This is a genomic window from Arthrobacter sp. 10L424 (genome assembly GCF_056395325.1).
In genome coordinates this window covers 26,844-39,913 of sequence record NZ_JBFTJH010000010.1, presented here as the reverse complement: position 1 = coordinate 39,913, position 13,070 = coordinate 26,844, and the positions used below count along the sequence as shown (strand labels likewise).

Genomic DNA, 13,070 nt, shown 5'->3' with positions numbered 1-13,070 from the left:
GTTTGATGCGGGACGCTTCATTGCATGCCCTCACCAACGCGCTCAACGAGGAGCCGAACCAAAAACCCCGGATCACAATCCGCCCTCCGGCATTTGAACCAGCAGCGGATCATCGAGTGCCTTCTCGCCGGACCTTCCACGCAGGCGGAACTCGCACGTCAGACCGGCCTCTCCACGGCGACGATTTCGAACATCGTGAAGATCATGCAGGATGCCGGGCTGGCGTCGACCGAACCGATTACCAGCTCTGGCCGGAGGGCCCTCAACGTCCGGCTCAACAGCAACGGGGCCGTGGCGGTCGGAATCGACTTCGGCCGCCGGCACCTGCGCGTCGTACTGGCCTCCCTGAGCTATCACGTCATCGCCGAGGAATCGGTCCTGCTCCCCCTGGGCCACCACGCCGAGGAGGGCATCAGGGCCGCCGTCGGACTGCTGGACCGGCTCCTGGCCCACAGCGGAGTGGAACGCCGCGCCGTGGTGGGTGCCGGCGTCGGGATTCCCGGGCCCATCGACCGCCGCACCGGCACCGTGGCGCAGGGCGCCATCCTGCCCGAATGGGTGGGCATCAACATCCTCAAACGCCTCGAAGAAGCGCTGGATCTCCCCGTTTTCCTCGACAACGACGCCAACCTCGGCGCCCTGGCGGAGGTCACCTGGGGTCCGCACAGCAGCATCAGCAACCTGCTGTTCCTCAAGATCGGCTCGGGCATCGGCGCCGGGCTCATCCTGAACGGGATGCCGTACTACGGGAACGTGGGCATCACCGGCGAGATCGGCCATGCGACGATTCACGAGCACGGCCTGGTCTGCCGCTGCGGCAACCGCGGCTGCCTGGAAACCATCGCCTCCACCACCACCATGATGGAGCTCCTGAGCCGGGGCGAGGACAAGCCGCAGAGCAGCGAGGACATCGTGCGTAAGGCCCTCGCCCGCGACTCGGCCACGCTGCGCGTGGTGGACGACGCCGGGCTGGCCGCGGGCCGCGCGCTGGGCAACGTCGCGAACCTCATCAACCCCGAAGTGATTGTGGTCGGCGGCCCCCTCGCCGGGCTCGGCGAGCTGCTGCTGGATCCTATCCGGCGGGGCCTGGTCCGGCACGCCGTGCCCGTGATCGGCGAGACGACGACGCTCACCATGTCGTCGCTGGGCGACCGCGCCGAGGCCCTCGGTGCCACCGCACTGGTGTTCCAGCACGCCGGAATCCGCCGGAACTGAGCTTTCGTTATCGGGCTGTTGCGTTAAAGACTTGACGACAACACCTGTGATCCAGTTTACTTTTCCATCAGACGGCCCTGCGGTTTGCAGGGGCGGACAACGAAGTCATGCATTGGAGGCGTAAGGGCAGATGACGTCCCTCAACACGCACAGCGATCCGGTAATTCTCGAGATGCGCTCCATCACCAAAGAGTTCCCCGGCGTTAAAGCATTGTCCGAGGTGAACCTGCGGGTTAAGGCCGGCGAGATCCACGCGATCTGCGGTGAGAACGGCGCCGGCAAGTCCACGCTGATGAAGGTTCTGTCCGGGGTTTACCCGTTCGGCACCTACGACGGCGACATCGTCTACCAGAGCGAAGTCCAGCAGTTCAAGGACATCCGGGCCAGCGAGCACGCCGGCATCGTGATCATCCACCAGGAGCTCGCGCTGATTCCCGAGCTGTCCATCATGGAAAACATCTTCCTGGGCAACGAGCCCACCAAGCGCGGGGTGATCGACTGGGCCGAGGCCCGGACCCGCTCCACCGAGCTGCTGGCCCGGGTGGGGCTCCGGGAAGACCCGGAAACCCCGATCAAGGAAATCGGCGTCGGCAAGCAGCAGCTGGTCGAGATCGCCAAGGCCCTGAACAAGTCGGTGAAGCTCCTCATCCTTGACGAGCCCACGGCGGCGCTGAACGAGTCCGATTCCCAGCACCTGCTGGACCTGATGCTGGGCCTGAAGGGCCGCGGCATCACGTCGATCATCATTTCCCACAAGCTCAACGAGATCGAGCAGATCGCGGATTCCATCACCATCATCCGCGACGGCAAGTCGATCGAGACGCTCAACGTCAAGGCCGACGGCGTCGACGAGGACCGCATCATCAAGGGCATGGTGGGCCGGACCCTGGAATCCCGTTTCCCGGACCATGAGCCGAAGATCGGCGAGGTCTTCTTCGAGGTGAAGAACTGGAACGTTGGCCACCCGCAGGTCCAGGACCGCATGGTCTGCAAGAACTCCAGCTTCTTCGTCCGCCGCGGTGAGATCGTCGGTTTCGCCGGGCTGATGGGCGCCGGGCGCACCGAGCTGGCCCGCTCCGTCTTTGGCCGGTCCTACGGCCGGTTCCTCTCCGGGCATGTCTACGTGGACGGCAAGGAAGTGGAGCTCAAGAGCGTCAAGCAGGCGATCGACGCGGGCCTGGGCTACGTCACCGAGGACCGCAAGTCCCTGGGCCTGAACCTGCTGGACGACATCAAAGAAACCACTGTCGCGGCGAACCTGCGCAAGGTCAGCAAACGTAACGTCATTGACGCCAACAAGGTGTTCACCGTCGCCGAGCAGTACCGCAAATCGCTGCGGACCAAGGCGCCCTCCGTGGAGGAGGGGGTGGCCAAGCTTTCAGGCGGCAACCAACAGAAGGTGGTGCTCGCGAAATGGATGTTCACCGACCCCGAGCTGCTGATCCTCGACGAGCCCACCCGCGGGATCGACGTCGGCGCCAAGTACGAGATCTACGGCATCATCCAGCAGCTGGCCAACCAGGGCAAGGGCGTGGTTGTGATCTCCTCGGAGCTGCCCGAGCTGCTGGGCCTCTCGGACCGCATCTACACCATCTTCGAAGGCGCCATCACGGGTGTGGTCAACAAGGACGAAGCCAGCCAGGAAAACCTCATGAAACTCATGACCTCCGCCCGCAAGACTGCCTGACCGCTGTGGCCAACTGCTCCGAACACTCCGGAAACAAGGACTGAAAACAATGAACGCGCTCAAGAAGCTCTTTGGCGGCAACACCCGCCAATTCGGCATGATCTTCGCCCTGGTGGCGCTGATCATCTTCTTCCAGATTGCCACCGATGGCCGCACGCTCACCCCGGGCAACGTCATCAACCTCTTCAACGGCAACTCCTACATCCTGATCCTTGCCATCGGCATGGTCCTGGTGATCATCGCCGGCCACATCGACCTCTCCGTGGGTTCGGTCGCGGCCTTCGTGGGCGTCTGCGTGGCCCTCTTCATCCGTGACTGGGGCATCCCCTGGTACCTCGGCATCCTGATGGGGCTCGGACTCGGCGTCCTGATCGGTGCCTGGCAAGGGTTCTGGGTTGCCTACGTCGGCATCCCGGCGTTCATTGTCACCCTCTCCGGCATGCTGATCTTCCGCGGCGCCAACCAGTACGTCGGCAAGTCCAACACCATCCCGGTACCCGGGGACTTCCAGAAGATCGGCTCCGGCTACCTGCCCGAAATCGGTCCGAGCACCGGCTACAACAACCTCACCCTGCTGCTGGGCCTGGCCGCCGTCGCGTTCGTGATCTTCAGCGAGATCCGCTCCCGGCGCAACGCCAAAGCCCTCGGCGCCGAGGTCCCCGAAGCCTGGGTCAGCATCACTAAAATGGTCCTGATCAACGGCGCCATCCTGTACGCGACGTACCTGTTCGCGACCGGCCGGCCGGGCACGTCCTTTCCGATCCCGGGCCTGATCCTGGCAGCCCTGGTCATCATCTACGGTTTCATCTCCTCCAAGACCGTCATCGGCCGCCACATCTACGCGGTCGGCGGCAACCGGCACGCCGCAGAGCTCTCCGGCGTCCAGTCCAAGAAGGTCAACTTCCTGGTCATGATGAACATGTCCGTCCTGGCCGGCCTCGCCGGCATGATCTTCGTCGGCCGCTCCACCGCCTCCGGCCCGTTCGACGGCGTCGGCTGGGAACTGGACGCCATCGCGGCAGTCTTCATCGGCGGCGCCGCGGTGACCGGCGGCGTCGGCACCGTGATCGGCTCGATCGTCGGCGGCCTGGTCATGGCCGTCCTGAACAACGGCCTGCAGCTCCTCGGCGTCGGCGCCGACCTGACCCAGATCATCAAGGGCCTCGTGCTCCTGATCGCCGTCGCGTTCGATGTCTACAACAAGTCCCAGGGCAAGAAATCCATCATCGGCATGCTGATGAAGAACTTCGGCCGCAGCAGCGAGATCAAGGCCGACGAAACCACCCAAACCAAAGAGGTCATCTCAAGGGGCATCTGATCCGCCCCTCTGGACAGCTCCACAATTCTCCGCACACCATCTAAAGAAAGTGAACCAAGCAATGCGACTGATTGGTAAAGCAGGAAAGGCAGCAGCAATCGCTGCTATTGCGGCACTGGCGCTGACGGCCTGCGGCCGCACGGACTCCGGAACCTCCGGCGGTTCAACAACAGGCGGGGAGGCGTTCCCGAAGGATTCCCTGATCGGCGTCGCGCTCCCCCAGAAGACCAGCGAAAACTGGGTTCTGGCGGAGACGCTCTTCAACGACGGACTGAAGAACGCCGGTTTCAAGCCGGATGTGCAGTTCGCCAACGGCGGCGTGTCGGAACAGCAGAACCAGATCAGCGCCATGATCACCAAGGGCGCCAAGGTCATCATCGTCGGTGCCATCGACGGTGCGCAGCTGGGTACCCAGCTCCAGCAGGCCAAGGAAGCCGGCGCCACGATCATCGCGTATGACCGTCTGCTGCTGAACACCCAGAACGTGGACTACTACGTGGCCTACGACAACTTCAAGGTCGGTGAACTCCAGGGCCAGGCGCTGCTGGAGGGCATGAAGGCCAAGAAGCCGGAAGGCCCGTACAACATCGAGCTCTTCGCCGGTTCCCCGGATGACGCCAACGCGAAGGTCTTCTTCGACGGCGCCATGAGCGTCCTGAAGCCGAAGATCGACGACGGCACCCTCAAGGTGCTGTCCGGCCAGACCTCCTTCGAGCAGGCCGTGACCCAGGGCTGGAAGGCAGAGAACGCCCAGCGGCGTATGGACACCCTGCTCGCCGGAACCTACGGCACTGCAACGCTCGACGGTGTACTGTCCCCCAACGACACGCTGGCACGCGCGATCATCACCTCGGTAAAGGCTGCAGGCAAGCCGATTCCGGTCGTTACGGGCCAGGACTCCGAAGTTGAGTCCGTCAAGTCCATCATGGCCGGTGAGCAGTACTCCACAATCAACAAGGACACCAGCAAGCTCGTGGAGCATGCAATCACCATGGTGAAGGACCTCCAGGCCGGCAAGACGCCTGAGATCAACGATGACAAGTCGTACAACAACACGGTCAAGGTGGTTCCGGCGTACCTGCTGGAGCCGGTCATCGTGACCTCGGCCAACGTTCACACGGCCTACGTCAACGATCCGGTCCTCGGACCGCTCACCAAGCAGTAGTTCGTTTACTGCACCACAAAAGCCCCGGCTCCGCCTCCTGGCGGACCGGGGCTTTTTGCTGCCCGGCACCCGGCGCAGCCGTTCACAGCGGATCCATAGCTCCGGACGGCGATCCGCACAGCAGCCCGTACCAGTGTGGGATCAGCCGCCGGCCCTTCCGGCCGGCCTGAGATCCCTAGGAGTCACGTGAGCGTCCTTGCCCGGAGTATCGGCAACGCCTTTCGAAACAAGGTCCGAACAGCGGCCGTGGTGGCCGTGCTGGCGGTTGCCATCGGCCTCGCCCTCGCCATGCTGGTGGCCAACCAGGCTGTCGCCGGGAAGGTCGCGGAGCTGAACGCCTCGGTGGGCACCGTGCTGACCGTCAATCCCGCCGGCGGGCAGGGCTTCGAAGGCGGCGGCGAGCCGCTGACCGTGGAACAGGCCGCCACTGCGGCCGCCGTGCCGAATGTGAGCACGGTGGTCGGCACCAAGGCGCTGCGTCTGCGCAACGCCGACGCCGCTTCCGCGCAAGCGGGAGGTCCAGGCGGGCAGGGCGGCCCGGGCGGCCAGTCCGCCACCGCAGCGACCACCAGCCTCACTGCCGCCGTCGACGCCGGAACGCTCGGCTCGCGCAATCAGGCGGCCACCGGCAGCACAGGAACCGGCACCGGCGCGGCGCCGGCGTTCTCGGTGCCCATCACGGCCACCGGCGTCGGCGCCGAGGTGGACACCACCGGCAAGGCACTGGAGCTGACACAGGGCACCGGACTGGGCGACTACACCGCCGAGTCCACCGGTGCCTTGCTGGGCACCACCCTCGCCGAGAAGAACGGTCTCACCGTCGGCTCCACGTTCACCATCAAGGACCAGACCTTCACCGTGGCGGGCCTGTTCGACGCCGGCACGGCCTTCGGCAACAACGCCCTGTACCTCACGCTCCCGGCGGCCCAGGCTCTCGCGGAACTCCCCGGGGAACTGTCCACGATGATCGTCACCGTCGATTCGATGGAAAACGTCGACGCCGCCAAATCGGCGCTGCAGGATGCGCTCGGCACCGGAATGGCCGACGTCAGCCAGGGCCAGCGCAACCTGGAAACGGCGGTCAGCTCGCTCGGCAGCGTCAAGACCATCTCTTTCACCGCGTTTGTGGCGGCACTCGCCACCGCAGGCATGATCATCCTGCTGATTATGGTCATGCTGGTCCGCGAGCGCCGCCGGGAAATCGGTGTGCTGAAGGCGATCGGCGCCCGGAACCGCACCATCGGCCTGCAGTTCGTGCTGGAGGCGCTGGTCCTCGTGGCCCTGGGCAGCGCGGTGGGTGCCGCCGTCGCGTCCTTCGCCAGCGGCGGCATCGCCTCCGCGCTGATCAGCTCCAACACCGCCACCGCCACCGCCACCGCCACCGTGGCCGGCCAGCGCGGGGTCCCCGGTGCCGGCATGGCAGGCGGCTTCCCCGGCGCTCCCGGCGGGAACCCTCTCGGCGGGACCAGCCAGCTGCTGACCTCCGTCACCGCCAGCGCCTCCCCCGGCGTGATCGCCGCCGGGATTGCCGCCGTGTTTGGCGTCGCCGTCGTCGGGGCCCTGGTTCCGGCCCTCCTCACCGCACGCATCCGTCCCATCGAAGTCCTCCGAGGAGAGTAGCCATGATCGAAGTCAAAAACCTGGTCCGCACCTTCAAGTCCGGCGACCGCACCATCAAGCCGGTCAACGACGTCAGCTTCGAGCTCGAGCAGGGCACCCTGGCCTCGATCGTCGGCAAGAGCGGCAGCGGCAAAAGCACCCTCTTGTCCCTCCTCGGCGCCCTCGACAAGCCGACCAGCGGGGACGTCCTCGTCAACGGCGTGAGTCTGGCCGGCATGCCGGACAGCAAGCTCACCGAATACCGCAGGCGGGACATCGGCTTCGTGTTCCAGCAGTTCAACCTGATCCCGAACCTGTCCGCTGTGGACAACGTGATGCTGCCGATGGAGTTTGCCGGGATCCGGAAGGCTGCCCGCCTGGAGCGTGCCCAAGCGCTGCTGGAGCAGGTGCAGCTCGATCCGGACAAGCATGTGCGGCGCATCAACCGGCTCTCCGGCGGCGAGCAGCAACGGGTGGCGATCGCCCGGGCACTGGCCAACTCCCCGAAGCTGATCCTCGCGGACGAGCCGACAGGCAACCTGGACGAACAGACCGGCGAGCACATCATCGAGCTCCTCAGTTCGCTGAGCCGGGACCACAACACCACCATCCTCGTGGTCACCCACGACCGTTCGCTGGCCAACAAAACCGACCGCCGGTTCCGCCTCCAGCAAGGCCGGCTGACGGAGGAGTCCGCGCGCACCCGGGTTCCGGCGGGGTCCCCCGCCTGACGCCCGCCCCACAGACGCCGCGGAAGCCGGGGGCTCCCCCCTCAACCAGCCCCCAGCTTCCGCGGCCAACTCCCAAACGGTCCATCAGCTTCGGCGGCCAACTCCCAAACGCTCCCTCAGGTATGGCGTGCTCCCCCGGTCCCCTCTCCCCCGGGTGAGAAGATGACTCCATGACCGCCCTCATCGCTAAGCCCTGGCTTTTCAGCCAGCCGGACCCCGATCCCCGCACGGCCACCGGCGCCAGGCTGCGCTGGGGCGTCATCGCCACGGGAGGCATTGCGGCGTCCGTGACCCGCGATCTGGAACTACTTGCCGACGCCGAGCTTTACGCGGTCAGTTCGCGCACACAGGCGGCGGCGGATGCCTTCGCCGCCGATTTCGGCTTCGCCCGGGCCTACGGGAACCAGAACGGGCAGACCGGTTATGAACGGCTGCTCGCCAACGACGCAGTCGACGTCGTGTACGTCGCCACACCGCACGCCCACCACCACGAAATCGCGATGGCGGCCCTGACCGCGGGCAAGCACGTGCTCTGCGAGAAAGCGCTCACCGTCAACGCCCGGGAAGCCTCCGAGCTGGTGTCCCTGGCCCGCGCCAACGGCCTGTTCCTGATGGAAGCCATGTGGAGCCGCTTCCTGCCGGGCATGCAGCGGGCCTTCGAGATCGCCGCCTCCGGCGAAATCGGGGAGGTCAAGTGGGTGGGAGCGGACCTGGGCTTCCCGGCGCCGTACTCGCCCACCTCGCGCCTCTGGGCACCGAAGGATGGCGGCGGCGCACTGCTGGACCTCACCGTCTACCCGCTGCTCTGGGCCCTGGGCACCCTGGGCTTCCCGCAGACCGTCACTGCCACCGGCTGGCTGAACGACGACGGCGTCGACGCCCAGAACGCGCTGACGCTGGGCTACCACCACGGCGCCCAGGCGCAATTGACCTCCTCCCTGCTGGCGCACGGCCCCCGAACCGCCACAGTGGCCGGCAGCCGCGGCTTCCTGCAGTCTGTCGGCTCGATTAATAATCCCAAGGAGCTCCTCGTCCAGGTGGGCTTCGACGGTCCCCGCAGTGAGTCTTTCGACGTCGTCGGGCGAGGCTACAGCTACGAGCTGCGCGAAGTCACCCGCTGCATCCAGCAAGGGCTCACCGAAAGCCCCGTGATGCTGCTCGAGGACTCCCTCAACACCATGCGGCTGTTCGACGGGGTACGCGCCCAACTGGGAGTGAGCTACCCGAACGACGCCCGGTGACGGCAATTTGTGGGGCGCCTGAGCCGTCAAGTTACTTTTGACTCTGGACTCGCCGCCGCGTGCGGACTTACCCTATATGCAACCATCGAGCTCTCGGGGAAATGGGGTGTGCGCGTGGACCCAGCATCAATCCCGTTGCGCGCGCGCCGTACCCTCCGAACGGTGCTTCTGGGCGGCGTCGCCGGGATCGCCTGGCTGGCACTCTCAACGAACCCAGTCATTGCTGACGATGGGGCCACTCCCTCGCCGACGGCGGGCGGCACGTCCGCAACGGTCATGATGCTCCCCGACGGAGCCACCTCCGCAGAATCAGTTCCGGTGCCGACATTTTCGGCGGCAGTTCAGCGCATGGCAACGGCCGTGCCCACGCCCACGGGTACACCCTGGGCCGCTGTTCCCGTCCCCACCGGGGATCCGGCGCCTGCCCCTTCCGCTTCGGCCGTTCCGGTCCCGTCCGAGTCCGCAGTGCCCGCGCCCGCGCCCGCTCCGGACCCGGCACCTGCTCCCGACCCCGCTCCGCCACCCGCACCCGCTCCCGCTCCGGACCCCGCCCCTGCTCCGGACCCTGCCCCCGCACCCGCTCCCGCTCCGCCCCCCGCACCTGCTCCGGCCCCAGCCCCTGAACCCACGGCCGCGCCGACCTCCCCGCCCACGGCGGAACCTGCGCCGGCCCCGTCCCCGTCCCCGACGACACCGACGCCGACGCCGACACCAACCACCCCCACGCCAACGCCAACGCCATCGCCAAGCGGTTCGGGCCCGACACCGACGCCGGCCCCGGACCCGGACGTGACGTACCCGGCTCCCACACCGACTCCCACCACTCCAGTGGCCACTCCCGATCCAACGCCTCCGGTGACCGCCCCGGCCACGGATCCCACACTGGCGTCCACCGATCCGACGACCCCCGCGGCCGAGCCTGTCCCGGAGCCCACGGTCCCGGCAGTGACCGACCCCCTGCCGGCAGAGCCCGTTACAGTCCCGGCACCGTCCACTGATCCGAAAGGTCTGGATCTGGCGCTCCTGGACGTGGCAGTCCCGGCTCCCGCTCCCGCTGACACCCCCGTCGCCCCGGATTCCGGCGCCCCTGCAGACTGCCAGGACAGCACCTCAGCCCTGCCCGAACTGCACGAGGCGACGTCGGCGCCCGACTACTTGGCCTATGGAAGTACCCCGTACCTCTCTGCGCTGAAGGCTGACACCTGGCTCACAGGGGACGGCCAGCAAACCAGTGCGCCCCCGGCAGGCTCTGCCCCTGGAGGCACTGCGCCGCCGGCGCCTGGCGGCAACGACCACCCGGGACCGTGGCCCCAGGGGACAGGTCTGCCCGCTCCCAATGCGCTGCCCGCAGCTCCCGGCTCCGGATCCGGATCGGCGTTCTCGTCCGGTGGCCCCGGAAGTGCGGCCGCCTGGCTTCCCAGCCAGTACCTGGTGATTCCCACTGCTGGCGCGGAACCTATCCGTGGCCCGCTGCAGCACGTCCACTCAGCCGTCGCCGCTGACCCCGGCTCTTCTCCTGACTAGTTAGCCGTCTCTGCCTCCACAGAGCACGGCCAATCGGGCTGCCGTTGAGCGCCCGCCAACAGTCATTCAGGAGACCCCCCGATGGACGCCAACGTCCGCTGCCGGTATTCCGGCACCCCTTATGCCATTTTCACCGCTTCAGCCGCGGGACCGACGTCGTCAGCGCCCGTAGGGCTGCACCCCGGGCCGAGCGCGCCCGAAGGACCGCCGGCGCGACTCAAACCGGCACCGCACTACAAGGAACGCCCGCCGTAAGCCGCCCCGCTTCCGCTAGGTCTCGTGAGACCGGAGCGATGCCGTTGGGTCCGCTGGGGGACTCAACGACCTCACAGGCTCCGGCAAGGGCATTCCGTCGTTGGGTCCGCTGGGGGACTCAACGGCAACACGAACCGGCAAAGCATTCCGTCGTTGGGTCCGCTGGGGGACTCAACGGCAACACGAACCGGCAAAGCATTCCGTCGTTGGGTCCGCTGGGGGACCCAACGGCAACACGAACCGGCAAAGCATTCCGTCGTTGGGTCCGCTGGGGGGACCCAACGGCAACACGAACCGGCAAAGCATTCCGTCGTTGGGTCCGCTGGGGGGACCCAACGGCAACAGGATGCGGAAGCATCTGTCCCGCACAGCGGCCGTCGGTCCGCGGCCGCCTTGCGGGGAGCCAATACCCGTCCCGGTATCATTCTTGAGGGGCGCCGCCGTGGCGCACGGGAATAAGGACGGGGATAAGCGTGGACAGTTCGCCCGAAATCGTCACGGCAGTACTCCTGGGCGGCCGCTACCGGCTGGGGGAAATGATCGGCAGGGGCGGCATGGCCTCCGTGTACACCGCCAAGGACATGAACCTGGGCCGCGACGTCGCGCTCAAGCTCTTTGCACCCCAGTCCGCCGACCCCGACGAACTCCGGCGCCAGGAAGCCGAGATTGAACTGCTGGCAACCCTGAACCATCCGAGCCTGGTCACCCTCTTCGACGCCGGCACCGACACGCGGATCCCCGAGGAACCCCGACCCTTCCTGACCATGGAACTGGTGGACGGGCAGGACCTCCGGGCCCGGATCCGGCACAGCCCGCTGCCGCTGGATGAGATCGCGGTCATCGGAGCCGGCGTGTCGGACGCCCTGGCCTATGTCCACTCGCTCGGCATCATCCACCGGGACATCAAACCGGCCAACATCCTGCTGGTTCCGGTCCGTCCCGGGGAACCGCTGCGGCCAAAGCTCACCGACTTCGGGATTGCCCGCATCATGGACGGGACCCGGCTGACCGCCACGGGCACCATGGTGGGCACCGCAGCGTACTTGAGCCCGGAACAGTCCCGGGGCGCGGACCTGGGCCCGGCAAGCGACATCTATTCGCTGGGGCTGGTCCTGCTCGAATGCATCAAGGGCGAGGTCGAATATCCCGGCAGCGCCGTGGAATCCGCCGTCGCCAGGCTGCACAGGGCGCCCGGCATCCCCGATGCCGTCCCCACCGAATGGGCCGATCTGATCCGCTCCATGACCGCGCTGGATCCCCTGGACCGGCCGTCCGCAGCGGACCTCGAAGTTGCGCTGCGGCATGCCCTGGTCTCCCCCGAATCGCTTCCCGGCCCGCTCGCGGAAGAGCGCACCCGGGTGCTGCCCGCACCGCCGGCCCGGCCCCCGCGGATACCATCCGCCAGACCGGCGACAGGCCTTGGCACTACTACCGCGCCGATCGCCGCTACGAGAATCGGCGGCGGAGGCACCCCGGCCACGCACCTGCTGGACCCGGACGCGGTCACGAGTCCGGAAGCCCGCCGCGGATCCTTGGCATCCCGGACCGCCTCCCGCTTCCGGCTGGCCCGCCGCCGTACGCAGCTCCTGCTGTCCATTGCGTTGTTGGCGCTCGTTACCGGTGCCGTGGCTGCCGCCGTCGCCTTCGCTGCGCCCGAGCCGCCCGCCGTCGTCCCCTATCCGGCAGTGACCGGGGACCTCGGCCAGCACCTGCAGGAACTGCAGAAGAGTGTGGAACCATGAAACTGACAACCCGGCATTCCCGTGCCCCACGGCCCCGCAGCTCCCGTCCGCACCTGACCGCCTGGGTCCTCAGCGCGGCGCTGCTTACCGGCACGTTGGCTGGCTGCGCGCCGGCGGCCGAGCTGGACCGCGACGCCGCCAAGCAGCTTCAATCCGCGGTGCTGGCCGTCACCGAGGCCGCCGCGGCCAACGATCCGGCAGCGTCGCTGAAGCACCTCGACGAACTCGTCCTGAAGCTGGACGAGGCGGCCGCCCGTGGCGAGGTGTCCTTCAAGCGCCACCAAGGCATCCGGAAGTCCGTCGATACCGTCCGCGCGGACATCACCGCCCGGCAGGCCGAAGCCGCCCGGGTTGCCGCCGAACAGGAAGCGGCGGCGCAGGCCGCCGCTGCAGCCGCCGCCCAGGCTGAAGCCGATGCCGCAGCGGCGGCTGCGGCAGCACAGGCTCCCCCGCCCGCCGTCGCGCCCGTGCCACCGGTCAACAATGGCAAGGGAAAAGGCAAGGGCAAAGACAAAGACTAGACCCTGCCAATCCGCCGGGAGTACACAAAAGAGGGAGGAGCCCGCGGGCTCCTCCCTCTTTATCACTGCCGG

Annotated in this window: 10 protein-coding genes; all 10 read left to right on the top strand. The window is 67.2% G+C overall.

Annotation, left to right across the window (positions count from 1 at the left end; translation table 11 throughout):
• Positions 1-24: 24 nt before the first annotated feature.
• The 10 genes from AC1DC5_RS15575 (at position 25) to AC1DC5_RS15530 (ending at position 12,998) form a co-directional block, all read left to right on the top strand.
• Positions 25-1,215 (top strand): ROK family transcriptional regulator, encoded by a 1,191-nt coding sequence (locus tag AC1DC5_RS15575; protein WP_476865776.1) that lies wholly within the window; start codon positions 25-27, stop codon positions 1,213-1,215.
• Between the two features lie 130 nt (positions 1,216-1,345).
• On the top strand, positions 1,346-2,902 hold the full coding sequence (gene mmsA / locus AC1DC5_RS15570) for a multiple monosaccharide ABC transporter ATP-binding protein (protein ID WP_476865775.1): 1,557 nt from the start codon (positions 1,346-1,348) through the stop codon (positions 2,900-2,902).
• Between the two features lie 49 nt (positions 2,903-2,951).
• The gene (mmsB, locus tag AC1DC5_RS15565; RefSeq protein WP_476865774.1) at positions 2,952-4,220 is read left to right on the top strand and encodes a multiple monosaccharide ABC transporter permease; all 1,269 of its coding nucleotides are present in this window, start codon (positions 2,952-2,954) and stop codon (positions 4,218-4,220) included.
• 61 nt (positions 4,221-4,281) lie between these two features.
• On the top strand, positions 4,282-5,385 hold the full coding sequence (locus tag AC1DC5_RS15560) for a substrate-binding domain-containing protein (RefSeq protein ID WP_476865773.1): 1,104 nt from the start codon (positions 4,282-4,284) through the stop codon (positions 5,383-5,385).
• 186 nt (positions 5,386-5,571) lie between these two features.
• Positions 5,572-7,005, top strand: coding sequence for an ABC transporter permease (locus tag AC1DC5_RS15555; RefSeq protein WP_476865772.1), 1,434 nt, complete (start codon positions 5,572-5,574; stop codon positions 7,003-7,005).
• Positions 7,006-7,007: 2 nt separating this feature from the next.
• A complete protein-coding gene (locus tag AC1DC5_RS15550; RefSeq protein WP_476865771.1) occupies positions 7,008-7,715 on the top strand; it encodes an ABC transporter ATP-binding protein in 708 nt (235 codons plus the stop codon).
• A 170-nt stretch (positions 7,716-7,885) separates the two neighbouring features.
• Positions 7,886-8,956 (top strand): Gfo/Idh/MocA family protein, encoded by a 1,071-nt coding sequence (locus AC1DC5_RS15545; protein ID WP_476865770.1) that lies wholly within the window; start codon positions 7,886-7,888, stop codon positions 8,954-8,956.
• Between the two features lie 855 nt (positions 8,957-9,811).
• Positions 9,812-10,480: a hypothetical protein gene (locus AC1DC5_RS15540; protein ID WP_476865769.1), complete on the top strand. Its 669-nt coding sequence runs from the start codon at positions 9,812-9,814 to the stop codon at positions 10,478-10,480.
• Between the two features lie 728 nt (positions 10,481-11,208).
• Entirely contained in the window at positions 11,209-12,477 is a 1,269-nt protein-coding gene (locus AC1DC5_RS15535; RefSeq protein WP_476865768.1) for a serine/threonine-protein kinase, read from the top strand.
• A complete protein-coding gene (locus AC1DC5_RS15530) occupies positions 12,474-12,998 on the top strand; it encodes a mucin-associated surface protein (RefSeq protein WP_441405707.1) in 525 nt (174 codons plus the stop codon). The genes AC1DC5_RS15535 and AC1DC5_RS15530 overlap by 4 nt, the downstream gene beginning before the upstream one ends.
• The last annotated feature ends 72 nt before the right edge of the window (positions 12,999-13,070 follow it).